Source organism: Klenkia terrae (assembly GCF_900491935.1).
GTDB lineage: Bacteria > Actinomycetota > Actinomycetes > Mycobacteriales > Geodermatophilaceae > Klenkia > Klenkia terrae.
In genome coordinates this window covers 654,175-680,682 of sequence record NZ_UEXK01000004.1, presented here as the reverse complement: position 1 = coordinate 680,682, position 26,508 = coordinate 654,175, and the positions used below count along the sequence as shown (strand labels likewise).

Genomic DNA, 26,508 nt, shown 5'->3' with positions numbered 1-26,508 from the left:
GAGCTTTGGTCGTCGTTCTGCTGGCGGCGGCGGGATGGCTGGCAGTCGCCGCTCCCGCATTGGCCGACACGGCGGTGGTGGTCGCCTTCCCGGCCGATCCGTCATCGGCCGAGGACGCGTTGTCGTGTCTGCCGACCAACCCGTTCTGCGTGATCGGTGAAGCGGCCGGAGCCGTGGTCGCCGACGTGTGGATCAGCGCCATGTTGTCGCTGTGGGAGGCCGGGCTGTGGCTACTGGGCCTGGCCTTCTCGGTGATCGACGCGCTCGCCACCCCTGACCTGTCCGCAGGGGGCCCGCTGGCCGGGGTCTATCCAGTGACCTTCGGCATCGGCGCGGCCGTGGCTGCGCTGATGGCCATGGTGCAACTCGGTGTCGCGGCGGCACGCCGGGACGGGCAGAGCCTCGGCCGGCTGCTCATCGGCCTGCTGCAGTTCGGGCTGGTCTGGGTCAGCTACGTCGGCATCGCGGCGCTGCTGGTCACCGGCGTCTCCGGGCTGATCACCGCCTTGCTGCGCAGCCTGCTCGACATCGACACTCTGGCCGCCTTTGACCCGTCGATCAGCGTGGGCCGCGACGTGGTCAACGGCACGGTTGCCACCGTTCTCGGAGTCAGCTCCATTTTCCTCCTGGTGCCGGCCAGCGTCGGCTACCTGCTGCTGATGCTGGTCCGCGAGGCGGCGTTGATCGTGCTGGCGGCGACCTCGGCCATCTCGGCCGGCGGCCTGTTGGCACAGTCCTCGAGCGCCTGGTTCTGGCGCAGCCTGCGCTGGTTCCTCGCCGCACTGCTGGTCGCCCCGGTCGCCGTCCTCATCCTTGGTGTCGGCGTCACCATCACCGAGGGCATCGTCACCGGAGCCGAGGAAACGAGCACAGAGGCAGCGGTCGGCATGGCGGTGGTCGGCTGCCTGCTGATTCTGCTCGGCGCGATCTGCCCGCTGGCGCTGTTCCGGCTGCTGGCCTTTGTCGACCCCGGTACCTCCAGCGGCGCGGCTCTGCGTTCGTCCCTGGCCGCCTCTGGCGGAGTCATGGGCGCACTGGGCAATCTCGGCGGGGGAGGTGGTCGTGCTGCGGGGGCCGCCGCTGTCGCCGCCTCCGGTGGGGTTGCGGCCTCCGGAGCCGCGGCAGAGCTGGTTGGAGACCGCGCGCAGGGGGAGTCGACCGCCGACGCCGCGACCAGTGGTCGCTTCGCCGGCGCGCTGCGTGCGCTGACAACGGGCACCTCCACGGCCGGCCGTCTGGCCGCTGGGGTGGCCGCCTCGGCGGCCGACGTCCTCTCCGGAGCTGGCATCGGACACACCGCGCCCTACTACAGGCAGTCAGTTCGGGGCCGGGCTTCCGTGGCGGGAAACGGGCACGCTCGCGCAACCGCGCTCTCACGACAGGACGACGCGTCGCCGCGTCCGGACGGGGACGGCCAAGACCCCCTGACTCCTGATCCGCTGTGGTCGTCCCTCGCCGACGGCGCAGCGGCTGTTGGCTGGCCCGCGGAGCGGGCCAACGGCGCCGGACGCGGCGGGTCTCCCCAATCCGACCTCCCCGCTCCGCGGGGGCGGCCTGACTCTCCTGCCGACGACGGTGCCGCATGAGCGCACACCGCTACGGCGAGTACGCCAAGGACGTCTCCGGTTGGTTCCTGGGGATGACCGGCACGCAGCTGGCCTTGGTGACGCTCGCCGGCGTTCCGGCGCTGCTGGCCCTGAACGGCCAGGCCTGGGGGTTGTTCGTCGGCTGGCTGCCGGTGTGGGCGCTGCTGGCCGCCGTGCTGCTGGTGCCTATCCGGGGCCGTGCCGCCGGCCGCTGGTTCGGCGACCTCTGTCTGCACGCGATCGGAGGAGCCATGGGCTGGGCGGCGTTCGGCTCACGGGCCGGAGCGGGGACGGCCGACGACCTGTCCGAGGCCGACCTGCCGGGAGTGCTCGCCGGAATCCGCACTCACGACGGGCCGCCCTTCGGGCAGCTGTTCACCCGGCCGGTGATCGTGCAGAACTGCGCCGCACGGACCTGGGCAGCGGTGGCGTCGATTGCCCATCCCGGCATCGGGCTCGCCGAGGCGGGCGAGCGGGACCGGATGGGCGCCGGCCTGGCCGAGATGTGCGAGCTCGCCGCCCGCACCGAGCTGATCGACGTGCTCGTCCTGCAGGTGCGCACCGTGCCCGACGACGGCGCGGAGCGCGCCGCCTGGGAACGCACTCACACCCACCCCGACGCGCCGACGCTCGCCGCGCGGGTCAACGCGCTGCTGGGCGCAACGCTGACGCCGGCCGCGGTACGGACCGAAGCGTTCGTGACCGTCGTGGTCGGCGAGGGACGGATCGCCCGGGCGGCGAGGGAGTCCGGCGGGGGCGTGGACGGCCGGGCCCGGGTCTTGCACTCGGTGATGGCAGAGGTCGAGGCCGCGCTTCGTGGACCCGTCGGCTGCACGACGGTGTCCTGGCTCGACTCCGCACAGCTCGCCGCCGCGGTGCGCACCAGCTTCGCCCCGGGTGACCGTGGCGAGCTGGTCGCCGCCGACCTGGCGGCCGCCTCCAGCCAGCAGTTGGCCACCGGGGTGCCGATGGCCGCCGCGGCACCCACGATGGCGCGCGCCGAGGTGCGGCACTACCTGCACGACGCCTGGGCGTCGGTGACCGACACGATCCTGCTGCCCGACTCCGGTGCGGTGCTCGGCGCGCTCGCCCCGGTGCTCGTGCCGACGGTGGCGGGGGAGCGGCGCTGCCTGACCGTCTTCCTCGACCCGCTGCCGCTGACCCGGGCGACCCGGGTGGTCAGTCGGGAGCAGATGAGCGCCACCACCGGCAACGAGATGCGCGCCCGGATGGGTTTCCGGCAGCGGGCCCGGCAGCGGCGGGACACCGAGCGGGTCGGTGCCGCCGAGGAGAAGCTCACCGCCGGCCGTGCTCTGGTGCGCGTCGCCGCGGCGGCCTGCGTCACCGTGCCGGCGACGTGGCCGGTGGTCGAGCACGGCCGCCGGCTGTCCGCCTCGGTCCGGGCCGCCGGCTTCGTGCCGCTGCGACTCGACCTGGCGCAGGACTCCGCCTTCGCCGCTGCCGCCATTCCCCTCGGCGTTGGGCTGCCGGACCGCAGAGGCCGACGATGAGCCGCCGTCCCTTCCGCCGTGGCCGGGACGTCGCTGTCCTGCTCGACGACTTCGGCCACCGGCTGCCCGCCGTCCCCGCGATCGAGACCGCGGCACGGGAACGGGGGCCGTTCACCCAGCTGGTGCCCCGCCGCGGCCCCCGCGGACGTGGTCGTGGCCGAGCGGCGGCGCTGGCGCCGCTGTCGGTGTGGCGGATGACCTCGGAGCAGACGCCGGTGGTGTGGCCCCTGATTGCCACCTCGGGCCTACCGCCCACCGGCGCACAGATGGGACTCGACCTGCTGTCCGGCGGAGCGTTCTACTGCGATCCGGTCGGCTGGGTCACCGACGACGATCTCCCGGTCACCAACCCCAACGTCGTCGTCTTCGGCAAGCCCGGCCGCGGCAAGTCCGCCACCGTCAAGGCCTTCGCGCTGCGGATGCTCGCCTACGGCTATCGCACTCTCATCCTCGGGGACACCAAGGACGAGTACGAGCCCCTCTGCAGAGCACTCGGCGTGGAGCCGTTCGTCATCGGTCACGGCCTGCCGACCCGGGTGAACCCGCTGGCCTTCGGCCCGCTCGGGTACGGCTGGGACCGCCTCGACGCCGCCGAGGCCCGGCGCCGCGAGGCGCTCCTGTTCGCCCGGTGGCTGGTGCTGCTGCGCGGCCTGATCGGCTCGCAGGCGGTGCCGTTCGGCCCGGTGGAGGAGACCGCGGTCGGGGAGGCGCTGCGGCTGCTCACTGGCTACCGCTCGGGCGCCACCCGGCTGACCGAGCCCACCATCCCGCAGCTGTGGCGGGCACTCGACGAGCCTCCCGACGAGCTCGTCGCCGGCTGCCGCTACGCCGACCGGCGGCACTTCATCGACGCCACCCGCACTCTCCGCGACGCTCTCGGCGCCCTGGTCAAGGGCTCCCTGGCCGGGTTGTTCGACGACCACACCACCATCGCCGTCGACTGGCGCGCCCCGATCCAGTCGCTGTCGCTGTCCCGGGTCGAGCCGCTCGGTGACCAGGCCGTCGGCATCGCGCTGACCTGCCTCAACTCCTGGGGCCAGGCGATGCGCGAGATCGCCGAGCCCGGGGACCTGCGCATCGTCATCCGCGACGAGACGTGGCGGCAAATGCGCCTGGGTGCCGAGGCGATGAAGAGCCTGGACGCCAACCTCCGGCTGTCCCGCCGCGACGCCGACGTGCAGATCCTGCTGGCGCACAAGCCCTCCGACATGCTCACCGCCGGGGACGCGACCTCGCAGGCGGTCGCCATCGGCCGCGACCTGCTGCACCTGTGCGACGTCAAGGTCCTGCACGGCCAGGACCAGGCCATCGGCGACGAACTCGGCAGCCTGCTCGGCCTGGCCCCGATAGCCCAGCGGGTGGTCACCGGCTGGGCCGTCGCGGGCAAGGGCCGGGCACTGTGGCTGGTCGGGGACCGGGCGTTCAAGGTGCAGACCGTCCTCACCGAGCCCGAGCTGCGGCTGACCTACACCAACGAGGCCCTCACCGCCGGGGGAGCGCGATGAGCGGCGCGGCGGAGCGCGCGGCGCGGGCGTGGCTGTGGAAGGCCGCCGCTCCGGTCGCCCTCCCGGTGCTCGCCGGGCTCACCCTGTTGCTAATCCCGCTCGCCGTTCTGGCCGCACCCGACCAGCCAGCGGCCGCATCGTCGCGCTGCTCGATCGGCGGCACCCGGGGCACCGTCGCCGGCATCGAGCTGGACGCCGTCCAGATGGGTCACGCGCAGACCATCGTCGCCGTCGCCGCGGCGCAGGGACTCGACCCCTATGCGGCCACCGTGGCGCTGGCCACCGCATACCAGGAGTCCCGGATCCGGATGCTGGCCAATGACGGCAGCAGCCCCGAACTCACCGCCGAGCAGGCTGCGGTGACCGCCACCAGCCTCCAGCACGCGCACGACGGCCTCGGCTCCGACCACGACAGCGTCAACACCTTCCAGCAGCGCTGGATCGCCGGCTGGGGCACCGTCGCCCAGCTGATGGACCCCGTCTACGCCGCTGCGGCCTTCTACGACCGGCTGGTCGAGGTGCCGAACTGGCGGACCATCCCGCTCACCCAGGCAGCCCAGGAGGTGCAGGTCTCGGCCGCGGGCGGCGCCTACGCCCGCTGGGCGCCGTTCGCGGGCGAGCTGACCGGCATGCTGTGGCCCACCGCCCAGGCCATCGTTGCCGACCCTGCTCGCGGGGCGTCCGGCGTCTGCCCGAACCTTCCGGTGCCCGCCGGATCCTGGATCCGGCCCACCGCCGGTCAGGTCACCTCCGGCTCCGGGCCCCGCTGGGGCACCCTGCACGCCGGCGTCGACATCGCCGGCCCCCGCGACAGCCCCGTCTACGCCGCCGGCGGCGGCACCGTCATCACCGCCGCCTGCACCAGCGCCTACTGCGACCGTGACGGCGGCCTGGGGCTGGCCGGCTACGGCAACCTCGTCGAGCTCGACCACGGCGGCGGGGTGACCACCCGGTACGGGCACCTCTCGACCTACACGGTCAGCGCGGGCCAGCACGTCGGCGCCGGGACGCTGGTCGGCTTCCAGGGATCCACCGGCAACAGCACCGGTGTCCACCTGCACTTCGAGGTCCGCCAGGACGGCGCGCCGCTCGACCCGGTTCCGTGGCTGGCCGATCGCGGCGTGGACCTGAATGCGTCCAACCCGGGCTGACCTGCTCGTGCCCCCTTTTCCGACCCACAGGAGGAGCCATGCACCGGACGCCGTACGGACGGCGGCGATGACCGGCGTCGGCGCGCGCGCAGACGTGGGCCCGGCGAGCTGGGAGGTCCCGGCTGCAGCCGTCAGCGCCTGGCTGGCCGCTGCTGCGCTGCTGCTGCCTGTCGGCCGCGGAGTGGCCGCGGTGCTCGACGGCGGCGGCTGGGTCTGGCCGACCGACGGCGCCGCCCTGACCGCCTCGATCGGCGGCCTGCTGGTCGGGGATCCGGACACCGGCCTCGACGCGAGCCAGGCGGCGGCGCTGCCCGGCACCCCCGCCGTCTACGCCGTCATCGCGGTCCTGCTCGTCGCCTTCCTCGTCGCCAGCGGAGGTGCCGTCTGGGCCGGACGGCGGTTGCTCGGGACGCCGAGCGGAATGGCCGACCGCAGCCAAGTCGAGCAGGTGCTTGGCCGCTCCCGGCTGCGTCGCGCCGCTGCCGTGGTCCGGCCCGACTTTCCCACTTCCGCGGGTCGAGGCGGGCGGTCCCCCGAGTCGGATGGCGTGGGCTGGCGGCTGGGCGTCTGCGCCGTCCCCGCCGGTGGAGAGCTGTGGGTGCCCTTCGACCGGACCACCGGCATCTACGGCCCGCAGGGTTCGGGCAAGACCCTTGACCTGCTCGCACCGGCGCTCCTGGACGCGCCCGGCGCGGCGCTGGTGACGCTGACCAAGGCCGAGGACCTGCTGCTCACCCTCGACGCCCGCGCCGACGGCGGGCGGCCGGTCGCCGTGTGCGATCCGTTCGGCTCGGTCCCGGGCGTGCCGGAGCTGGTGTGGGACCCGGTCGCCGGTTGCGGAGATCCGATGGTCGCCGAGCGTCGGGCGAAGGCGTTCACCGCCGGCACCGTCGCCGGCGCGGTCACCGGGGGGATCTCCGACGGCGCGGCCCGCTTCTACGCCTTCGAGGCGGCCAAGGTGCTGCAGGCCTACTTCCACGCCGCCGCGCTGACCGGTGGCACCGTCGAGCACGTCCTCGAGTGGGCGGCCCATCCGCAGGCCGCGACCGCCCCGGCCGACATCCTGCGGGGCCACCCGCAGGCCGCGCCGTTGTGGGACGGGCTGCTGCACGGCGCCATGCAGGGCGACCCGCGCACCGCCGGGAACACCGCCACGACCGTCCAGCAGGCGCTGGCCTTGTTCTTCCAGGCCGACATCCGCCGCCGCTGCACTCCCGGGCCCGGCCGGCCGGCCACCGAGGTTGCCGGTCTCCTCGCTGCCGGCGGCACCGTCTACCTGCTCGGGCGCGACGACCCCTACGCCTCCGCGTCCCCGCTGCTGACCGCGCTGGCCGAGCACGTCCTCGATACCGCGCTCCAACTCGCCGCCGGCTCGCGGACCGGCCGGCTGTGCCCGCCGCTGCTGGCCTGTCTGGACGAGCTGCCGTCCACCGCGCCGCTGCCCACTCTGCGCACTCGCATGGCCAACGACCGGGCCCTGGGCGTGAGCTACATCTACGCCGCCCAGACCTGGCGGCAGCTGGTGTTGCTCTACGGCGAGCACGAGGCCCGGGCCCTGTTCGGCCTCACCAACGTCGTGATCGCTTTCGGCGGCGGCAAGGACGGCGATTTCTACCGCGAGCTCTCCGAGCTGATCGGCCGGACCCGCGTGCGCCGCTCCTCCTACAGCTACCGGGGCGCCGGCTGGGCGCGGTCCACCCACGGCGAGGACACCCCGGTGCTGCGGCCGGAGGAGATCCGCTTGTTGCCGCCCGGCCGGGCGCTGGTGCTCGCAGAGAACGCGCCGCCGCTGATCGCCCGTCTGACCCGGTGCCTCACGGGGCGCCGGGGCGCCACGCTCTTGGCCGCCCAGGCGGCCGCCCGCGACCGGGTTATGGCCGCCCGCGGCCGCGGCACCGGGGGAGGGGAGCGCCCCCGCCGCCCCTCCGAGCCGACGGCTGAAGCCGCAGGGACCATGCCCGCGAGTTGGGAGGTGTCGTGACCGAGATCCTCCTGGCGCCCCCGTTTCCGCGACCGCCGCGCTGGGTCCGGCACGCGCTGGAGATGCTGCGGCAGGCCGAGGTGTCCGGGCTCGAGCCATCGGCCTACGGGCTGCTAGACCGGCCGTGGGACCCGGCGACCTGCTCTCCCCAAGTGCGCCGGGAGCTGTGGTCGTGGATCGACGACGTCGCCGGCTGGCTCAACCACACCTACGCCTGGCAAACCGCGCACTTCGTCCCCTCCTGCTGGCCGGCCCACCCGGCACTGGTCCGCGAGCTGGCAGTCCTCGCGTGCATGCGGGCCGCGGCGGCCGACGCCACGGTTCCCCATCCGATGGAGGAGTGGCACCGCTACGCCCTGCCCGGCTTCTACGCCCGCATGAACGAGCGACAGGGCCTCGGCTGCCCACCCGGCCGACATGTCGACTGGCCGGCCCGCTCCTGGGACGCCGACTACCGCACTCCGTCCGCCGTCGCGGAGCGGCGCCGCCGCTTCGACGCCGACACCGGGGCCCAGTCATCTGACGGGGCACCGGACACAGTCACACTGGACGACGGCGAGGGAGCTACCCGATGAGTGCTGCTCCGCGCCCTGACCGGTCCGACGACTGGGTCGCGCTGCTCGGCGGCGTCCGGGTCAGCCGGCAGTGGATGACTCGCCACACTCCGGAACTGCTGGCCGCGTGGTGCGAGGCCATGCCCGAGGCCCGGCGGCGCGCCATCGCGGCCGAGATCGTGCGCGTCGCCGCCGAGATGGAGAGCGAGCCGGTCGGCCGCCGGGACGACGAGCCTGCAGACCCGGCGTGGGAGGCCGTCGCCCGGCGGATCGATCCGCGCCTCCTGGACGGCCCGGACTGGTGGCCTCTGTCCGCCGCCCTCACCCGCGCCGCGGCCGCCGGCTACGACGTTGCCGCCGGGCTGCCCGGCCTCGCCGCCGCCCCGCTTCCCGACCGGCATCCGGCGCGGGAGTTGCACTGGCGACTGCTCGACGACTGCCCGGCCGCCTTGCCCGTTCCCGATGCGGACGGCGGCCCAGCCACGCCGCCGCCCAGATGACCGGTCGTAAACAGCCCCGCCGCGATCCACAGGTTGATCGCCACATCCCCACTCACCGGCCGCGGCGACCCAGCCTCGGTGCAGTCCACCAAGTGAAGGAGAGCCGCCGTGACCGTCGAGGCGAGCATCGACCCGCTCAGCTACGCCGCCTCCCTGCTCGACGCCGTCGGCGCCGACCGAGAGCAAGTCCCCGCACACATCGCCCTGGAGTGCATGCAGGCCGCGGAGCTCCTCGAGCTGGCCGGTGGGCACGCCGAGCCTGTCCCACTGGTCGACGACGACCCCCGCGCCAGCATCCGCGCGGCTATGGGCGCGCTCGGCCTCGTCGACCAGGAGGCCTTCGCGACTCGCTACGTCATCGACGCGGCCCGCGCAGCCCGCCGCGCCCTGCGACAGCTGCGTTGATCATGGCCACCAGCCTGCAGCAGCTGCTCGACGCGCTCGCCGAACGCACCGCGGCGCCGACCAGCGTCGCGGCGATCGAGGACGTCACCGGAGCGATGGCCCACCTCGGCCGCGCCATCGCTGGCATGACCCAGGACGGGCTCACTGCTGGCGTCAGCCGTCGGCAGCAGACCGCCGCCCAGATGACCGCTGCCTGCACGACGGTGGGCCGGCTCTGGCCGCGCACCGGAGGACCGCTGACCGACCTGGCCGGCGCCGCCGCCGACGTGATCGGCCGCGACCGCGCCAGCATGGGTCGCGGCCACCGGTGGGCGGTCACCGTCGAACTTGCCGAAGCTGCCGACCACTGCGCCCGGCTGGCGCACCGGCTGCTGCCGCAGGCTGCGGTCGCCGAGCTGGCCGTCGTCCGGAGGCTGGCCGCAGCCGTCGAGCGCGACGCCCAGGCCGACCCGCCGACGGCCAACGGCGCGGCCGTCCTCGATCGCCTGGTGCCGGTGTCCGGCCTGCCACGAGCCGGCGAGAGGCTGACCGCAGTCGATGCCGCAGCGGCGCTGACCGCGGCGGTCGACCGATCCCTGCGCAGCGAAGGCCTGACCTTGCGCGACTTTCGCGCCGCTGTGGCCGCCGCCGAGATCACCAGCGACTGCGCCTCGTCCGTGCTAGCTGCCGCCTCGGGCGACGAAGGCATGCGGCCCCTGCTGGCAGCCGTCGCATGGGAACTCACGGGCCGACTCAGCATGACCTTCGACGACGGCCACCGAGTCGGGCCCACTGACCCCCACGGCGTCGTTCCTTGGGCACGCGCCCTCGCCGACACGCTGCGCAACGACCTCGGGTCCAACGCCGACCGCGGCGCGCTCCGCGACCGGGGCGACCTCCCTCGACTGACTGTGAGGCTGGCAGGGTCGGCTCATCGGTGATGGGCTGATGGCTGGCAGCAGTGGGCGTGACCCTTCGCCTGACTGGCTTCGTGCCTTCGACGGGACTTGTCCGTCTGCTGCTGCCGGCACCGGCCCGGCCGGAGACGTTGGCCTGATCAGGAGCTTGACCGCCAGTTGACGCTGGCGTGTCTCATCACAGTCCTGCCATCTCCGCACCGGACCGGGACCTGCACGCGTCGCCCCGGTCAAGGAGAACAACGCATGTCCATGTTGGCAGAACTGGTCGAGGTCGTCATCGGCGTCGACACCCACAGCCAGACCCACACCGCCGCCGTTGTCGAGGTGGCCACCGGCGGGGTGCTGGCCCGGGCCACGGTGCCCGCCGACCCCGACGGCTACGCCGAACTGCTCGCCCTGGCCGAGCAGCACCCGGGCCTGCGGGCCTGGGCGATGGAAGGAGCCGGCGGCTACGGCGCCGGCCTGGCCCGCCACCTGGCCGAGGTCGGTGAGTGGGTGGTGGAGCTGGACCGCCCCAAGCGCCCGGCGCGGCGTGCCGGGGCCAAGTCCGACCCCATCGACGCCGAGCGCGCCGCCCGGGACGCGCTGGCCCGTACCCAGCTGGCCGCACCCAAGACCGGCCCCGAGCGGGCCGCGCTGCAGATGCGGCTGACCGCCCGACGGATGGCAGTCCAAGCCGCCACCGACGCCGGCCGGCAACTGCTTGCCATGGTCATCACCGCACCAGAGGTCGTGCGCGCCCGGTTCCGCGGCCAGTCCACTCGCACCATGATCACCACCGCCGCAGCGCTACGACCAGGTGCCAGCAGTGGCGCCATCGACGTGCTCACCGCGCTGACGGTGCTGCGGGACCTGGCCCGCCGCGTCCGGTTCCTCGAAGCCGAAGCGCTCGAGCACGAGAAGGCGATCCGGGCCGTCGTGCGCTCCTGGCGACCGGACCTGCTCGAGGTCAGCGGGGTCGGCCCCATCGTGGCCGCCACAGTGCTCACCGCCTGGTCCCACCCGGGGCGTTGCCGCAGCGACGCCGCCTTCGCGATGCTCGCCGGCACCGCACCGATCCCCGCGTCTTCGGGCAAGACGGTGCGCTACCGGCTCAACCGCTCCGGGGACCGCCAACTCAACCGCGCCCTGCACACCGTGGCCCTCAGCCGCCTGCAACGGGACGAGCGCACCCGCGCCTACGCCGACCGCCGCCGAGCCCAAGGCAAGACCGACCGGGAGATCAAACGCTGCCTCAAGCGCTACATCGCCCGAGAACTCTTCCGACGCCTGGAATCAGCACCGGCTGCGGCTTGACGAACCATAGGAGCGACCNCCTACGCCGACCGCCGCCGAGCCCAAGGCAAGACCGACCGGGAGATCAAACGCTGCCTCAAGCGCTACATCGCCCGAGAACTCTTCCGACGCCTGGAATCAGCACCGGCTGCGGCTTGACGAACCATAGGAGCGACCCGCACGGTCCAGCAGGTGACCAACCAGCTTCCCGTCCTCGCCGACCGACTCGCCGCGGCCGTCGACCGTTGGTCACGCACCGGTCAGCTCTACGCCGCCGCCCGCGACCTGCCCCGCATGGACAACATGCCCGACGACCGGGTGCGGGACGTCATCGCCGGCCGCCGCGTACAGGCCCGCGGCGCCGACCTTGACCGCCTCGGTCGCGCGGTCGCCTCGGCCACCGCGCTGTCGAGCAGCCTGGCCGACGCCGTGAACCGTGCTGCACCCGCCGCACCTACGAGCCAGCGCCACCTCGCCGGGCTCTACGCGCAGCGCGCTCGAGCGCCCGGCCCGGGCGAGCGACTGCTCAGCCACGCCGACGACGTGGCCAAGGCAGTCGCACGAGCCCGCTGTGCGCAAGGGATCAACACCCCGGCGCCGGGCGCAGGCGGCCCTGGCCGCTACTGACTAGTGAGAGCTCCGCGAATACGCGCCCACAGCTTTCTGCGGGGCGGTTCGGGTGCGGAGGGGCCTTCGTCGTCGCATCGGTACTCCGCGGCGGTATGGCTGCCGTGTTCCCCCTGTATCGACGTGGGCAGGAGCGGCATCTTGATTGCCAGGCGCGTCGCGCTCTCCTCAGTCCGACGCCCGGGATCGGGGGGCTCGACCACCCTGATGCCGGCGTTCGTGAGGATGCCCAGGTCGAGCCGCCACTCATGGGTCGACCGCTTCTCCCAGAGTGCGAAGGCGCGGTCGATGTGGGCGTCAGCTTCGCCGGGTGACCAGCCGTTGACCGCCCGAAGGTGGGCGGTCGCTTCGGCGGAGGTGCCGGTGACCTCGGCGAAGCCAAAATGCGTCGCCCGATGGCAGGACCAACACAGGGCGATCAGGCGCCGCAGCGTCTGCGTGTAGGTGCTCTCGTCGTACTGCCAGCGCTCGTGGGCTTCCAGTCGCTGACGGTCAGTGCCGCGTGGAGCGCCGCAGGCCTCGCAGCGGTGCCCGGCCCGGCGGTAGACCATGGACCGGAGCGCGTCCCACTGGCCTTCGTCGACGCAACTGCGGACGTTGGTGAACCAGCAAGTCGACGGCACCAGGTCGACAAACAGACCTTGGCCGAAGCTGCGGTCCTCCCCGGGCAAGAGCTCGGGTATCCGTGATTCCCAGCGCGCGAGCTTCGGGAGCAGTGCCACCTGAGGCGCATACCAGCGGCGAACGTCGGGATCCCATCGGGCACCGGCTGCCTTGGCAGCGTCCTTCTCGGCGTACGGCACGTCGAGCCACAAGCGATCCGGCATCGGTACTCCGTACTTACTCGGGGTGCCCTGACTATGCAGCCGGGTACCGACATGACGGTTGCCCCCATTCGGCGGGGGCTTCTCAAGCCAAAGGCAACTCCCTTACTGACCGTTCGGTGATGACGTACCACCATGGCCCTGGGCCCCTGGTGTCAACGATCTCCTCGATGTCGTCCCACCGGCGAACCATCCACGTCAGCCAACCCCACGTCGTTTCATCCCGCTTGCCGCCGATCCGGAAGACACGCAGGCCCGACTCCCGGATCAAGTGCACTTCGGCCGGCCGGGTACGCATTCGCCTGTCCCGGCCAATGGCGATGAGGCCTCGCGCCGCCACAGCTGGCATCCAGTCGGGGTCCAGCGTGCCGTATGGGCATTCGGGGATCAGTGGATGGCCGACATGAACGGTGTCAAAGCGCGCGGCGGTGAGAGCCTTGCCGAGCCCGAGCGCGCTCTCGTCCACGTAGAAGCGCAGACGTTCGCGATCGGCCACCACGAGACGTCAGGCGGCCGCGCGCTTCAGCTCGTACCGGACCGCGGCGTCGACGAGCGAGCGATTCAGCTCGTACATGTCTGCCACAGAGTCAGGCGTTTCTCCCGCACGGATCAGCTCTGCGATGACCTCAGTAGGGACGTTGCGAACAACTGGCTCCCCGTAGCCGCGAAGCGGATCGACCTGTACCTCAGCGATGTCCGGCATGGGATGCAGTAGTCGGGGCTCAGGAACATCGCCGTCTGTCCACTCGAGCGACCCCCGGAACGACTCGGCATGCTGAGACCAGAGAAGACGCTGGTTGCTCCTCACCACGACGAGCTGCAACGCGCTGTCGAGGCCGACCTCGTCTTGCACCGCTCGGACCAGTTCCTGACCCTCCGCGTACAGCCAGGTCCGCGCTGAGGCCAGCGGATACGGCGTTTCGAGCTCTCGGCGCAGGCGTTCCACCGCTGGCCGCATCCGGATCATCGGCACCCCGGCGTCACGGAACTCCGCGAGCAACCGAGTCTCTACAAACTCGCCCCACGTGGCGGTGTCCTCGTTGGTCCGCTCCTGCCTGATGACCGGCGGATACGACTTGGCTCCGCGGTTGTAGCCGTCGATCCACCGGCGGGCTGTCCCGCCATGAAGACCGAGGATGCGATCGACCTGGGCCATCGAGTACACCGGGCGGTCCACCAGCCGGGCGACTCGGTTCATGAGCGCATCTTGTCAGGGAGGTATGACCGAGCGCTGGACAAGCGGCATGCGGCGCAGGACTGTCACCCGACAGTGATGGGACCCAGACCGTGGCGCGTCCTCCCGGCTGCCGGGAGTGAACGCGTCCCGGAAGCCGAACCTCTACCGGGGTTGGTGCAGCTCAGGTGGCGTGCTGTGGGACGGCCGTCCCGTCTGACCCGGCCGCTGAGGATCCGCGTATGGGGGCGTTGAGCGGTGCGCCCGGTGTGGACCAGTCGGGGTCCTGCGAGGCGCCGAGGTGATCGGTTCGGTGTCGAGCACGGCCTTGTGGACGGTGCCAGGCGGCACGCCGAGAGCCTCGGTGACCCGGTCGATGTGTGCCAGCCACCGGCTGGGTGGCAGGGCGACGATGGTGGCGCTGACGTCGTGCAGTGCTGCGCGGAGAGCTGCGGGGCTCCTGTCGGAGAGCGCGGCGGTAAGGCGGGCGTCGAGAAGGTTGTCGGCGAGGCTGCTCGAGGCGTCGATGGCCCTCCGTAGCGCGGTGGCCCCCTCGCGGTGGAAGAGGTCGGCGGGATCGAGCCCGTCGAACAGGGCGAGTCGGCGCGGGTCGTCCCCACGGGTGGAGAGCTGCCAGAAGATGCGCTCTGCGGCCTGCTGTCCGGCGGTGTCGTCGTCGGTGGCCACGAGAATGCCGGGGCCGTGGAGGCGTATGTAGGGGCCGAGGAGGTCTGCTTGTCGGTCGGTCAGGGCGGTCCCGAGGGCGGCGACGCCGACGGTCTGTTCGCCACCGGCCAGAGTGAGGGCGATGGCGTCCAGCGGTCCCTCGACGAGAGCCGGGGTGGCTCCCGCGGCCAGCGCAGCTCGGCTCTCATGGAGCCCGAACAGGTGCTCGCCCTTGCGGTACAGGTCGGTGCCCGGGGTGTTGAGGTACTTGGGTCCGGCGCGTCCGTCGTCGGGTGCGGTGGGGTTGCGGCGGGCGACGAAGCCGACGATGACGCCGTCGCGGCTAAAGATGGGGAAGGTGAGCCGGTCGCGAAACCGATCGATCAGCGCTCCGGTGCGAGCGCGGAGGGCGAGGCCTGCGGCGAGCAGCTCTTGGTCGCTGGCGCCGAGGCCGCGCAGGTGGTCGACGAGCGCGGTCCAGCCGGCGGGGGCGTAGCCCGCGGTGAACCGGGGATCGGCGGTGAGGTCGGTGCCCAGCCGGTCGTGCAGGTAGCCCGCTGCCCAGGAGTGGCGGTAGTGGTCGCTGGAGAAGGCGGCGGCCTGGGCGTTGAGCTCGATGAGCCGGTCGCGGCCAACGATGGCGGTGGCCCAGAAGTGTTGCTCGAGGAGGTAGTCGGCGTCGTCGGCGACATCGACCCCGCCGGTGACGGTGAAGGGGTCCGGCGTGCGATACCGCGGCGGCCACGCCGGCGGAGGGGTGTCGTAGTTGGGGTCGAATGGCGCGTCCTCGTCGCAGGGCAGCCCGTCCGCCGGGTCAGTGGTGGCGGTCTTGGGTGCGTGCACGGGGGCCGGGTCGGTGAGGGCGGCGATCTGGAAGACCAGCGCCTCGGCCAGCCCAACCGCGTCGTCGGTCACTGCGGGCGGCAGGCCGGTGAGTGCGGCGGTGAGCAGGTCGGCGGGACGCCATCCGTTGCGGGTGCCGGTGGTGACCGCGGTGACCAGCGCCGGCCACGCCGGGTCGGCCAGCACACCTTGGGCCTGCTGGTCTGGGAGCAGGTCCAGCAGGGTGGTGCACCAGTCGGGGCGCGGTCCGGCCGTGCCCGGCCCAGCGGGAACGCTGGCCGGGGCGACGTGGGGTGCCATCCGCCACCACAGGGCCGCGGCGGGCAGGTCGTCGGGCAGGGGACGTTGTGCAGCAACGGCGGCGAGCATGCCGGCGGCATCTAGACCGGCACGGTCGGCGGCGGCCAGCCGGTCGCGGAGTGCCGGCCAGTGCTCGTCGCGGCGGATGCGGGGGGCGATGCCGTCGGCGAGGGCGGACCACACGGAGCTGTCCCGGGTGGGGCCGGTAGCGGTTACGGCCTCGTCCAGGCGTGTCTGAGATTGGCGTTCCGCAGCCTGCCGCCGGGGCGGTCCGGTGGGGCGCCGGTCGCTGTCGGGAACACTGAGCGCGGCGCGCCAGACGGCGAGGTCCGCACGCAGCGACCCGTGATCCGGGCCCAGCAGCGGTCTCGCCCAGGTGGGCGCGGTGGCCGCGGTCATGCCGGCGCTGTTCTCTCCGACCCGTGCCGCGCAGGCGATGACGTGATTGGCGCGGGCGGTCAGATAGGGCCCCCAACGCGGATCGTCGACCAGTGCCGCCGGTATCCCGGATAGCCACCGCAGCGGACCTGCCGGACCCGACACGGGCAGCCGGTGATCGAGGACGGCAGCGGGGTCGGTCGCCGTCTCCAGTTCCCGCGCTTCGACCGTCGTCCTCAGTACGGCGGCAGGGTCGCAGCCTTTGAGTGCGAGCAGCGCCAGGTGTCCGCGCAGCGTCGGCCACGCCGGCGCGGCGGTCAACCCGGCGTGCAGGCGCTCGGCGGCGTTCTCCAGTTCTTCTGCAGTCACGGCACCCAGGCGGTGGTCGGCGGCGACGTGTAGCGCGTCGGCGTACCGGGTGGCGGCCTCGTGCAGCAGCTCGGCCGGGTCAGCCAGTGCCCGGCGGGCGCCGGCCGCGGAGGTCTGGGCGCCGTCGCGGGCGAGCATGCCGACCAGCAGGTCGGTGGCCGTGGGCGGGGACACGGCGGCGGGGGTGACGATGCTGTGCGGATCACCGTCGCCGATGGTGGCCAGGTATAGGTGGTTCGCGGCGCGCCCCCGGGACAGCGCCACATAGAGCAGCTGCCGGGACTCGGTGCCGCCGAGAACGGTGTGGCAGACCTCGGCGGTGACGCCCTGGGCGCCGTGCACCGTAGTCGCGTAGCCGAGCTGCACGTGCTCGGCGACGTAGCCCGCCGGCAGGCTGATCCGCCGTCCGGTGTCCGTGTGCACGACGTCGAGGGAGCCGTCGCCGCCGACGGCCCGGACGGCGAACCGGTCACCGTTCTTCACCCACTCGGTGGCAGTGATCGGCAAATGCCGGTTGTTGGTGCGGGTGATGATGGGGTCCCCAGCGCCGACCCGGGTGCCGTCTGCCAGCTCGACCTCCGCACCCGGCGAGGAGGCGGCGCGGGTCAGCCGGTCAGCCCGCGCCCGCTGGTTCAGCTGCGCGACCAGCTCCCGGGTCGCGGCCAGCAGCAGCGCGTCCACACCGCGGTCGCGGTCGGCGGCCCAGGCGGCGTAGGCCTGCTCGGCGCAGGTGGACCGGTCCCCGACGTGGACCCGGCCGGAGTCGAGATAGAAGCCCAGCCCGAGGGTGTCGCCCTCCCGGACGGCGACGGTCGCCGCGGCCTCCGCCGGGTCATCGAAGCGCACCAACTGGGTGAGGGTGACCGCGCCATGGGTGGCGGCGATCTCGGCCAGCAGGCCGCCGGCGGCAACCGAGGTCAGCTGCTGGTGATCGCCGACCAGGCGCACCGATCCGCCCCGCCCCAAGACGTACTCGGCCGCGCGGGCCAGCTCGACAGTGCCGGCCATGCCGGCTTCGTCGAGGACCACCAGCGTCGTCGGCCCGATGCCGGCCACCCAGTCGGGTGCTTGTCCGGCCTCGAGGCACCAGACGAGCTTGGTAAGCGTCTCGCAAGGTGCACCAAGACAAGCCCGCAGCCCGGCGGTGGCCACGGCGGAGGGCGCTAACCCGAGCACCGTCCCGCCGTCGGCGGTCCAGGTGCGGGCCAGGGTGGCCAGCGCGGTCGTCTTACCAGCGCCGGCCGGGGCGAGGGCCAGCTGCATTCGGGCACCGCTGCAGGCCAGCTCACGGACCAGCTGCGCCTGGCCGGGATTGAGCTCCGCGCCGTTGGCCGTCGACTCAAGCAGCGCCAGCTCCACCGTGGCCGGATCGGCGCGGCGTCCCTCACCGCGCCCCGCGGCCGCCAGCAGCAGCGCCTCGGCGTCAAGCACCGCCCGGCTGGTGTAGAGCCGGGATCCGGCGACGGTATAGACGCTGGCCCCGTCCGAGCGGCGCAGCTCCGCCGGCTCGACTACCGGATCCGACTCACCAAGCGGAACGGAAAGAGCGAGGGAGAGCACCCCCTCCGTGACCCGGGTGACCGCCACGTCCACGTCCTCCGGTGCCAGGGCGGCGGCCCGCACCACCCGCTCCGCCTCTGCGCGTACGTGCCAGACCTGCCAGGTGGCCCGCGCTTCCGAGACGGTGTCCAGCACCCGGACGGCGGCCGCCCGGACCCAGGCCTCGGTGGCCTGTGGGCGTGGGGACTCTCGAGCTCCCAGTACGCGGCCGAACATCCGGGTGATGCGGTCGGGGCCGCCGAGGACGGCGGCGGCCTCCCGCCGCCAGGTGGCCCGCTGCTCGGCCAAGGAGCGCGGCTCGTGCTTGGGGCCGCGGGTCTCCAACGTCGCCTGCTGCGCCAGTGCGATCGCCTCCACCGCCGTCGGCGGCCGACCGTGGTCGCGCTGGAAGTCGCCGGCCAGCACAGCGCGGCGGGCGTCGATATCCCGGCGCCGCGACGACCACGCAGTCAGGAGTCCCTGGTCCATGCCGGCGATCTCTCGCACCGTCCGCCGTCCTGGAGCGGGGCCAGGCCGGTCGGCGAACCGAACACCCAGGCGGGTGACCAGGTGTGCCTCCAGTCGGGTGTCGTAGCGCTCGGAGGCGGCGACGGCTGCCTTGTGCAGCACCCGCCCGTCCAGCGCCCGCCAGTGCCCGTCGCGGCTTTGCACCTTGTTGCTCACCGCCACGTGGCTGTGCAGATCGGGATCGCCGGCGCGGGAGTCGCGGTGGGTGAACACCGCAGCGATCAGCCCTGTGGTCTCCACCTGTCGCACCCCGTCGGTGCCTAGCCGGGTGAAGCACGCGTTCTCCTCCAGCCAGGCCAGTGCGTCGGCGACCGCGGCGGCGTGGGCTGCCTCGATTTGCTCAGCCATCTCCCTCGGTGCCAGCGCCCACAACGCCGACACCGACTTGACGGGGGAGAAGGTGAGGTCGTAGCCGGCCACCGCCGTCGTCGCCGGCCGTGAGACGCGGGCGACGAACCCCGACAGCTCGCGGGCATCACGCGGCGCGCGGCCGTGGGTCTCGGCGAACATGGCCCGGGCAAGGTCGCTGCGGATCCGCGCGCGGTCGCCGTCCGGGACCGGGGCTGTGGCGGGCTGCCCGTGGGCGGTGTTGAAGGCGGCGAACTCCTCTGCGCAGCGGGCTCGAAACCCGTCCGCTCGAGGAGCGAAGACGTAGAAGGCCCGCCCCAGAGCCCCTGCCGCCTGCGCCTTCTGCGGTGCCTGTCCCCGGGCCAGGGCCTCCCTCTCGAGCCGCACTGCGTTGGGATGCCGCCCCTCGCCGAAGAGCGCCTTCATTTGATCTTCGGTGACGGGCTGACCGGCGCCCACGCCACTGAGCCCGGCGATGCCGTTGCCCGCCCACCGCCCCGGGGACTCTCCCCGCTGGGAGTAGTAGTCACCCAGGCCCGTGTGACCCCGCTCTGTCGCATCGAACGCTGCGACCTGCCGCGTCAGGTACGTGTAGCCGTCCCCGGCAGTCAGCTTGTGCAACGTCATCACGGCCGCGGACCGTAGGAAGGCGGACTCCACTACGGCTGCCGCACTTCTCCAGTAGCTCGGCGGCGCGAAAGTGTGGGCCAGGGCCACTCGTCGTTCGCGTAGACGGAGACTTGGAAGAGATCCCTGCGCGCGACGACTAAGGCGCCGTCCGGCGTATGTCAGGCCACCACTTGATCACGGACGGCTGTCGTTTGCCCGCAGACCGCCAGCCGAAATGCAAGACGTGTGTCGATCGATGATCTTGGAAACTGCAGTTGGACGATCCCCGGCCGTCTCGCAATGTCACTCGGGATGGAACCGCGTCGGACCAAACCTCCTGCACGAGCACTTAAGGGCGCCTGTGCGCGTGGGACCCCCGACTGCGGCACGCCTTCGAGACCCGCACTGTCCGCGCACGCGCCATGGCCGGCATGGTCGCCGGCCGCACAGGGGGCGAAGGTGGGTCATCACCGGCCATGGCCGAGCGGCCGCGGCAGCCATGCGCGCCAATGGGCTGACGCTTCACCAGATCGCTGCGTCCCTTGGGACGGACGGGATTTCCCTGGTATGCGCCATGGCCGCCATCGCTGCCGGCCCTCGATCCACACAAGTGCGCGGTGAGCACATCCTTGTTGCTCAAGACGTCCCCATAGGGTGACTCGCCGTCTGGTCCTTGGGCGAGAAGTGAATGATTGGGAAGAATCGCGGGCTGTGGCATCCCCCAAGAAGACTCCACGCATGCCGGTGTTGGAACTGCGTCAGTCGTGGGACGTGCTCTTCGACCGCGCCGAGACAGCAGGTGGTGTGCTGACCACAACCATCGCTTCGACGGGAATCCGTTTGACGAAGACCTGGCAAGTCGCGCTGCTGTCGCGGTCGGACAGCCTTGGCGGCGCGGCGCTGGTCCGCCGACGACAGCGGTCGGGGGACTTTGACCTCCTGGTGGAGGTCCTCCACCCCCGGCGCATAACGCCACCGGTTCCCTGGACGGAGGTACTCGAGGGGTTACCCGAAGGTCGCCGCTCTACGGTCACAAGTGCATTGGCGTGGGATTCACTCCTGCCGCCCGGTGCCGCGGATGTCGTGGTAGCCCGACTAGACGAACTTCGCGCCGGCGTCGCGGAGGCAGTTCAGTCGTTGCGCGACCGGCTCCAAGCGGTGCCTGGGCAAATCTCAGCTGCTGTGCGCAATCGGCGTGAGCAGCGGGATGCGGTGGCGCTTGGATTCGAGTTGGCCGGGGTGGACAGCCGCGCCCGGGTGCCTGATGTTGAGAGCGCGATCGACGTTCCCTTCCTGCGTGGCTTGACCACCTCCACCACGCAAGAGGCGGCCTTGATTCGACACGATGCCCAACGATTCGGTCTTTGGGTTGATACCGAGGTTGGCATCCACGATGTTTGGAGGTACACGGACCCGGATGTGCCACAACGAAGGCTGACTGTCCTGTATGCGGACAAGACCGAGCTCGAACTGCTCACTGGTACCGACCTAATTTACTACCGTGAAGAGACGAAGGCATTCGTCTTAGTGCAGTACAAGCGCATGACCGCGGAGGCAAACGGTTCGCGAGTCAGCTATCGACCTGACGCGCAGTTGACCGAAGAACTTAAGCGAATGGCTAGCCTTGGTCTGGTGGACTCGACTCCTGTGCAGGTGGAAGACATGCGGCTATCCGCAGCGCCGTTCTATGTCAAGCTTGTAAATCCTGATATCCGTCGTCCCGACGGCAATCGCCTGGCGAAGGGCATGTACTTCCCCGTCGACCTGTTCGAGCTAGTCCGTCGGGATCGCCGGGTGGAGGGCAGTCGAGGAGGCGTGGCTATTGGTTGGCATAACGCCATGCGCTACCTCACCAATGGTCAGTTCGTGGATCTAGTGGGAGGCTCATGGATCGGGACTCGAGGTGACACGAGCACGGTCGTCTCAAGCTTGATTAGAAATACGCTCGAGAACAACCGAGGCATTGTGGTCGTGATCGACGAGAGTGAGCACTCTCAGATTCCTTCGCGGCGCCCGTGAGATAGCGACGTCGGCCATCGCCGCATGGTCCTACGGCCCGATGTCGGACCGGAGGCGTGGTGACGCCGGCGCACAGTAGATGGCGCGGGAGCGTGTCGGGCGTTCGGTCCCCGGTTCGACGCTGCTTCGAGAATCCCAGATGGCGGGACGGAATCCGAGCAGCTCTTTCCGGACGGCACCTCGCGCATCTCGTGGCGCGACCTAACCAAGTGTTCGCTGTGATGCAGTGGGGACTGTCCGGGATAGACAGGCGGACAGCAAGACGTGTGCCGGCCGATGATCCTGAATCCTTCGGCTACGAGGATGCGCTGGCGCCGGGTGGTGGGACATGGCGTTGTCGGAAAGACATGTTAGGCAACTGGGCCGTGGGACGGAGCAGCAAGTTGGCTCTGATGCACTGCCACAGGTCACGTTGCTGCGCCCCCGAGCGGACACAGCTCCCATCTCGTGCCGAGGCTGCTTCGTCGCGGGGTGGCCGAGGGATGTTCGTGCCGCAAGTCCCACCCGACGGGACCTGACCTGGGTGGCCGTGCATGACTCTCACCGCGGCGGTGCAAACGCCTGCGTCTCCCGTCTGACGCACCCTGTCTCAGGAGCGGCGCCGCACCGACTAACGGTTGTCGTTGCCTGTGGTGTGGTCATTCGGCGCCGTACCAGCTGACCGGGCCAAGGCGGTGCGATGTGTGCGGTCTGCCAGCCTCCGGGCTGCGGTCCAGTCCGAGGAGAGCAGGCTCGCGAGTCGTTGCGGGTCCGTTCTTGGGCGTGCGGGCGTCGTCCAGAGCAGGGCGAAGCGTGAATAGAAGTTGCTGAACATTTCGACGTTGGCTCTCGCTGGTTGGCCGTTCAGGTCGACGAGCTGAGTTTCCCCGGCAACCTCGTTGTCCAGGTGGAGGAAGGAAAAATCCGACGGGCTCATGTGCGTTGGGAATTTTGGAGCACCGAACCGGCTCGTCCACGAGGGGGAGCATGGTTGTTCGCGACGAATCTGTGGTCCCCCCCTGACCTTCGGGAGATCCAACCGTAAAACTAGGACCGCTCGGTCGTGAGTCTCCGCATAACGTCTGAACGCCGCGTGGATCGATGACCCATAGCGAGCGGCGAGCACCTGAACCGATGCCACGGAGAGGCTGAGACTGCGGGCTTCAGCCGCGAAAGCGGCTCTCTGAAAAAGCAGGTGCGCGGCCCCGTAATTCGCCTCGCGCTCGAACATTAGACGCGTGGAAGGGCTCAGCGTCTCGGCGTTGTCTGCGTATATGAGCGCTTGTTGGTGTGGCAGAGCTCCGTGAACGACTTCGTGGAGTTTGACAAACCGACGACGGTTTTCGTTGGTGACGAGGTCTGTTACGCAAAGCGTCCTCGCCTGTCGGTCGAGCATGCCCTCAAGCTGGGGCAGTGCCTGCACGACTAGCGCCCGCTGCTCGGGCGGCATCTGCGCCAGCACAGCGTGGTCCAGTTCGTGGTTCGGCACCTCGACCAGGCCGGCCGCCTCGATGATGTCGTTCACCGGTGTGGGAAAGCGGCCGTACGCGTCCGCTGCACGAAGCAGGTCGTCGACGTGCGCGTCGATCATCTCGGCCGACGCTAGGAGGTCAGCCATGCCCGCGCTGCTGTCGGTAGATCGTTAGGTAGGCGGCTAGCGCAGCGGCCTCGTCGTCAGTTATGCCCTTGGCGCTGAGTGCGTGAGCGAGGCTGCCGCCGGCACCCTGCGCGCCGGGTACGACGTAGCCAGCGCGCCGCATCAGGTCCAGATAGTCCCCGTCTAGAGCTTCGGCGAGGCGGTACAAGACGTGGGGAGAGGGGTTTTGAACGTCGCCGCGCTCAAGCTTCAAGAGGTACGCCGCGCTGATCCCCGCTTGCTCGCCCGCAGCCTTGAGCGATGAGCCGGACAACTCCCGAAGGCGTTGAAGGATCTTGCCGAGCTCGGCGGGCTGGTCCTGCATAGCCACGATAGTACACGCCCGGACACCATAGTTGACAAGCCTGCGACCGCCATGCACTCTAGTGAACGTCCGCCCACCATGGTGGCGGCGATGAGACAGAGGAGGCCGTCATGGCCAAAAACACTGGTCGCGGACATCGCGTTGGAGCAGTGCGCCAGCGGACGCAGACCTACAACCCCAAGACGCATTCGTGGACGAAGCGTGGACCAGGCGGCCAGTTCATGGATGGCAAGGCCGACGCCAAACCGTTCAAGGGCGTCCGCAAAGAGAACTGATTGCCACCTCGCTTGAAAAGAGCGTCGTGCAACTCGCTCCTTTTCAGGCGGTGTCAACCGTCCGGCGGCGTGCAGAACCGCGACTGGGCGGAATTGTCAGAGGTACGTGCCATGGTCAACGGAGTCGCCGACATCGGCGCCGAACGAGAGGAAAACCATGCCTGGACAGCCGCGCAAGCCCGACCACCCGGAGCACCCGGAGCACCCGGAGCACCCGGAGCACCCGCACACCCCGAAGCCGCCGCCGGGCCCCCCGCCGGGCCCGCCGAACCCGCCGCGTCCGCCGAAGGACCGGCCGGTCGGTTGAGCACTCCGCTCTGGGAGACGGAGTTCCCCGGCCGCCTCGAGCACGAGTTGATATGTCTCGAGGCGGCCGGCATCCGCTACGACATCGACGACGCGGCCGGCCGGCTCGGCGTCCTTCAGCTACGCGTGACCGCGATCGGTGACCGGGTCGTCGACCTGACGGTGACCTTCCCCGACCTGTACCCCTTCGTCCGGCCCTCGGTCCGCCTCACTGCCGACCAGTTGGAGCCGATGGCCCACCACGCGCATCCCTTCAGCGGAGACCTCTGCCTGATCGGTCGCTCGACTGCGTTGTGGCACACGGACGACACGCTGGCCTGGCTGCTGACCAACCAGCTGCCCAAGACGGTGCAGGCCGGCCAGGCAACGGCGACGTCCGCCGACGAAGTCGAGGCCCTCACCGGCGTGGAAGAGGCCCAGGCCGAGCCCTGGACCGACTACTACAGCTGCTTCGACGAGGGATCGATGCTTCTCGTCGACAGCGGCTGGACGCTGCCCACCACGAGCACGCATGGGACGCTCGGCCTGCGGCTCTCCCGGCTGGACTTGGCCGGCGTCGATGCGGTGCAGGACGCCGGCCTCCTGCACGGCGCGGTCTTCACGGTCAGCGACGGCAGGGGCCAGGTCCTCTGCTCGCTCTCCGGGCAGAATCCCGACCGCTTCCCGCGACCGGTCACCGGCCGCTGGGCTCGCCTGGACGCCTCCGTCCGGGGCAACACCCCCGAGGCGTTCGTGACCGAACTGAAGAGAGCTGCGCCGCAACTCCTCGACGGGGCGTGGCAGCCCGCTCCCGTCGAAGGCTGGGAACTGCAGGTGTTCGGCCTGACCTTCCCCGAGGAGCGAGTGCACCGCGGCACCGGCGACGGCTGGGTCTTCCTCGTCCGCCTCCGTCCGGCCGGCGGCCGGCCCCGGCAGCAGGCCAAGCGCGGGCGCGGGCAGCGCGGCCTTCCGTCGGCTGGCGGCAGGATCACCACGCATGTCATCCGCGCCGGGTACGCCGGGCAGCCGGACATGGCGGCCCGGGTCCCCGAACTCACCGGCCTGCACGACCGGCACATCGCCGTCTTCGGTGTCGGAGCGCTCGGCAGCACCGTCACCGAGCATCTCGCCCGGGCCGGTATCGGACAGCTCACCGTGGTCGACCGCGACCACCTGGAACCGGGCAACCTGGTCCGGCACGCCGCCCGCCTCGACATGGCGGGATGGAACAAGGCCTTCGCCGCCAGCCAGATCGCCCTTAGCGTCGCGCCCGACATCACCGTCAACGTCATTCCGTACGCGATCGGCGCACCACGTACCGACCCCCAGCCCGACCACCGCAACGAGATCGACGCGTGGATCGAGCTCATCGACAAGGTCGACCTCGTCTTGGACTGCACCGCGGAGAAGGGCCTGCAGCAGGCGCTGGCGTGGCTGGCGCGCCGCCGCCGCAAGCCGTACCTCGCCGCCTCGGCGACCAACGGCGGGTGGGGTGGTCGTGTGACCCGCCTGTCGCCCGTGTCGGGAACGGCGTGCTGGTACTGCCTCGAGTACGGCCTCCACGGCGAGTCCATCCCCTCGCTAGCGGCGGCCCCAGACGGAAGTGGAGTCCAACCGGTCGGCTGCGCCGACCCCACCTTCGCCGGGTCCGGCTTCGACCTCGCCGAGGTCGCCTTGCACGCCGTCCGCGTCGCCGTGGCAACGCTGCAGCAGGGCCGGCCAGGCGGGTACCCCGACAGCGGCCACGACGTGCACGTCCTCGCGTTGAGGACGTCTGACGGGACGCCGATCCCCCCGACCTGGACCGGCCTCGAGCTACCGGTGCATCCGCTGTGCCGCGGCGACCACTGATCGACTTCCGCGCCACCCGCCGGGGCCGCGTGTGGTGGGCCGCGGCGGCCCTGGAGGAGGCGCTCCGCGAGGCCCAGCGCGCCTACCCCTCAGAGACCGGGGGACTCCTTCTGGGCTGGTCCCCTCAACCGGCCGCGGTGGTCATCAGTGAGGTCATCGGCCCCGGGCCCCGCGCCGGCCATCACGCGAGGACATTCACACCGGATAGCGCCTGGCAGGAGGAGCAACTCGCCCAGGCGTACGAGCTGGCAGGCCGACGACTGCAGTACCTGGGCGACTGGCACACCCATCCGCGTGGCACCGTCAGGCTCAGCGGCACCGACCGGGCCACCCTGCGTCATATCGCCGAGCATCCCGACGCGCGCGCCGACTATCCGGTGATGGCTGTGCTCGCTGGCGGTCCGCTGTGGCAGGTCGCCGTCCGCCAGCAAGTCCGCCGTCGCGGCGGCCCTCGTCTCCTATCCCTTGAGGTGTGGGAGTCACCGACCGATCGAAGCGAGTGAGCGGGCGATGGGCTCGGCAGACCTGGCGCTGGAGAAGAGTGCCAAGGCGTCAGATCGGCGTCG

Annotated in this window: 20 protein-coding genes; 14 read left to right on the top strand and 6 right to left on the bottom strand. The window is 71.3% G+C overall.

All coding sequences use genetic code 11. From position 1 onward, the window contains the following. Positions 1–5 precede the first annotated feature (5 nt). The 11 genes from LFA75_RS03505 (at position 6) to LFA75_RS03455 (ending at position 11,994) form a co-directional block, all read left to right on the top strand. Positions 6–1,586: a hypothetical protein gene (locus LFA75_RS03505; RefSeq protein ID WP_225232359.1), complete on the top strand. Its 1,581-nt coding sequence runs from the start codon at positions 6–8 to the stop codon at positions 1,584–1,586. Further along, entirely contained in the window at positions 1,583–3,097 is a 1,515-nt protein-coding gene (locus LFA75_RS03500; RefSeq protein WP_097197035.1) for an SCO6880 family protein, read from the top strand. The genes LFA75_RS03505 and LFA75_RS03500 overlap by 4 nt, the downstream gene beginning before the upstream one ends. Further along, positions 3,094–4,602, top strand: coding sequence for an ATP-binding protein (locus tag LFA75_RS03495; RefSeq protein WP_097197036.1), 1,509 nt, complete (start codon positions 3,094–3,096; stop codon positions 4,600–4,602). The genes LFA75_RS03500 and LFA75_RS03495 overlap by 4 nt, the downstream gene beginning before the upstream one ends. Continuing rightward, positions 4,599–5,753 (top strand): M23 family metallopeptidase, encoded by a 1,155-nt coding sequence (locus LFA75_RS03490; protein WP_097197037.1) that lies wholly within the window; start codon positions 4,599–4,601, stop codon positions 5,751–5,753. The genes LFA75_RS03495 and LFA75_RS03490 overlap by 4 nt, the downstream gene beginning before the upstream one ends. 67 nt (positions 5,754–5,820) lie before the next feature. Continuing rightward, a complete protein-coding gene (locus LFA75_RS03485) occupies positions 5,821–7,734 on the top strand; it encodes a type IV secretory system conjugative DNA transfer family protein (RefSeq protein ID WP_097197038.1) in 1,914 nt (637 codons plus the stop codon). Further along, positions 7,731–8,309: a hypothetical protein gene (locus tag LFA75_RS03480; protein ID WP_097197039.1), complete on the top strand. Its 579-nt coding sequence runs from the start codon at positions 7,731–7,733 to the stop codon at positions 8,307–8,309. Before LFA75_RS03485 ends, LFA75_RS03480 begins: the two co-directional genes overlap by 4 nt. Next, positions 8,306–8,788 (top strand): hypothetical protein, encoded by a 483-nt coding sequence (locus LFA75_RS03475; protein ID WP_097197040.1) that lies wholly within the window; start codon positions 8,306–8,308, stop codon positions 8,786–8,788. The genes LFA75_RS03480 and LFA75_RS03475 overlap by 4 nt, the downstream gene beginning before the upstream one ends. A gap of 108 nt (positions 8,789–8,896) precedes the next feature. After that, a complete protein-coding gene (locus LFA75_RS03470; RefSeq protein ID WP_097197041.1) occupies positions 8,897–9,193 on the top strand; it encodes a hypothetical protein in 297 nt (98 codons plus the stop codon). Positions 9,194–9,195: 2 nt separating this feature from the next. Further along, entirely contained in the window at positions 9,196–10,113 is a 918-nt protein-coding gene (locus tag LFA75_RS03465; protein WP_225232358.1) for a hypothetical protein, read from the top strand. A gap of 222 nt (positions 10,114–10,335) precedes the next feature. Beyond that, on the top strand, positions 10,336–11,388 hold the full coding sequence (locus LFA75_RS03460) for an IS110 family RNA-guided transposase (RefSeq protein ID WP_225232357.1): 1,053 nt from the start codon (positions 10,336–10,338) through the stop codon (positions 11,386–11,388). Between the two features lie 171 nt (positions 11,389–11,559). After that, the gene (locus LFA75_RS03455) at positions 11,560–11,994 is read left to right on the top strand and encodes a hypothetical protein (protein ID WP_225232356.1); all 435 of its coding nucleotides are present in this window, start codon (positions 11,560–11,562) and stop codon (positions 11,992–11,994) included. On the opposite strand, the gene LFA75_RS03450 is transcribed toward LFA75_RS03455, so the two are convergent. The 4 genes from LFA75_RS03450 to mobF form a co-directional block, all read right to left on the bottom strand. Continuing rightward, positions 11,988–12,821, bottom strand: coding sequence for a DUF5710 domain-containing protein (locus LFA75_RS03450; RefSeq protein ID WP_097197043.1), 834 nt, complete (start codon positions 12,819–12,821; stop codon positions 11,988–11,990). The two genes, LFA75_RS03455 and LFA75_RS03450, sit on opposite strands and share 7 nt — an antisense overlap. A gap of 82 nt (positions 12,822–12,903) precedes the next feature. After that, the gene (locus tag LFA75_RS03445; protein WP_097197044.1) at positions 12,904–13,314 is read right to left on the bottom strand and encodes a PIN-like domain-containing protein; all 411 of its coding nucleotides are present in this window, start codon (positions 13,312–13,314) and stop codon (positions 12,904–12,906) included. Positions 13,315–13,323: 9 nt separating this feature from the next. Further along, the gene (locus LFA75_RS03440; RefSeq protein ID WP_097197045.1) at positions 13,324–14,016 is read right to left on the bottom strand and encodes a DUF433 domain-containing protein; all 693 of its coding nucleotides are present in this window, start codon (positions 14,014–14,016) and stop codon (positions 13,324–13,326) included. Between the two features lie 141 nt (positions 14,017–14,157). Then, a complete protein-coding gene (mobF, locus tag LFA75_RS03435) occupies positions 14,158–19,623 on the bottom strand; it encodes a MobF family relaxase (RefSeq protein ID WP_225232355.1) in 5,466 nt (1,821 codons plus the stop codon). Positions 19,624–20,283: 660 nt separating this feature from the next. Between mobF and LFA75_RS03430 the strand changes: the two genes are divergently transcribed. Further along, entirely contained in the window at positions 20,284–21,591 is a 1,308-nt protein-coding gene (locus tag LFA75_RS03430; protein ID WP_225232354.1) for a hypothetical protein, read from the top strand. Positions 21,592–22,201: 610 nt separating this feature from the next. Here the strand turns inward: LFA75_RS03430 and LFA75_RS03425 are convergent. Together LFA75_RS03425 and LFA75_RS03420 are read right to left on the bottom strand one after the other, a co-directional pair. Beyond that, positions 22,202–23,161 (bottom strand): ImmA/IrrE family metallo-endopeptidase, encoded by a 960-nt coding sequence (locus tag LFA75_RS03425; protein ID WP_176523075.1) that lies wholly within the window; start codon positions 23,159–23,161, stop codon positions 22,202–22,204. A gap of 19 nt (positions 23,162–23,180) precedes the next feature. Continuing rightward, positions 23,181–23,531: a helix-turn-helix domain-containing protein gene (locus LFA75_RS03420; RefSeq protein WP_097197070.1), complete on the bottom strand. Its 351-nt coding sequence runs from the start codon at positions 23,529–23,531 to the stop codon at positions 23,181–23,183. A gap of 578 nt (positions 23,532–24,109) precedes the next feature. Here LFA75_RS03420 and LFA75_RS03415 point away from each other — a divergent pair. Beyond that, positions 24,110–25,942, top strand: a complete 1,833-nt coding sequence (locus tag LFA75_RS03415; RefSeq protein WP_097196963.1) for a ThiF family adenylyltransferase — start codon at positions 24,110–24,112, stop codon at positions 25,940–25,942. Beyond that, positions 25,924–26,445: a Mov34/MPN/PAD-1 family protein gene (locus tag LFA75_RS03410; RefSeq protein ID WP_176523077.1), complete on the top strand. Its 522-nt coding sequence runs from the start codon at positions 25,924–25,926 to the stop codon at positions 26,443–26,445. The genes LFA75_RS03415 and LFA75_RS03410 overlap by 19 nt, the downstream gene beginning before the upstream one ends. Positions 26,446–26,508 lie beyond the last annotated feature (63 nt).

Excerpts from the sequence above, each read along its gene's own strand:
- LFA75_RS03500 (WP_097197035.1), top strand. The coding sequence starts at position 1,583 with ATGAGCGCACACCGCTACGGCGAGTACGCCAAGGACGTCTCCGGTTGG.
- LFA75_RS03495 (WP_097197036.1), top strand. The coding sequence starts at position 3,094 with ATGAGCCGCCGTCCCTTCCGCCGTGGCCGGGACGTCGCTGTCCTGCTC.
- LFA75_RS03490 (WP_097197037.1), top strand. The coding sequence starts at position 4,599 with ATGAGCGGCGCGGCGGAGCGCGCGGCGCGGGCGTGGCTGTGGAAGGCC.
- LFA75_RS03485 (WP_097197038.1), top strand. The coding sequence starts at position 5,821 with ATGACCGGCGTCGGCGCGCGCGCAGACGTGGGCCCGGCGAGCTGGGAG.
- LFA75_RS03475 (WP_097197040.1), top strand. The coding sequence starts at position 8,306 with ATGAGTGCTGCTCCGCGCCCTGACCGGTCCGACGACTGGGTCGCGCTG.
- LFA75_RS03465 (WP_225232358.1), top strand. The coding sequence starts at position 9,196 with ATGGCCACCAGCCTGCAGCAGCTGCTCGACGCGCTCGCCGAACGCACC.
- LFA75_RS03460 (WP_225232357.1), top strand. The coding sequence starts at position 10,336 with ATGTCCATGTTGGCAGAACTGGTCGAGGTCGTCATCGGCGTCGACACC.
- LFA75_RS03450 (WP_097197043.1), bottom strand. The coding sequence starts at position 12,821 with ATGCCGGATCGCTTGTGGCTCGACGTGCCGTACGCCGAGAAGGACGCT.
- LFA75_RS03440 (WP_097197045.1), bottom strand. The coding sequence starts at position 14,016 with ATGAACCGAGTCGCCCGGCTGGTGGACCGCCCGGTGTACTCGATGGCC.
- LFA75_RS03425 (WP_176523075.1), bottom strand. The coding sequence starts at position 23,161 with ATGATCGACGCGCACGTCGACGACCTGCTTCGTGCAGCGGACGCGTAC.
- LFA75_RS03420 (WP_097197070.1), bottom strand. The coding sequence starts at position 23,531 with ATGCAGGACCAGCCCGCCGAGCTCGGCAAGATCCTTCAACGCCTTCGG.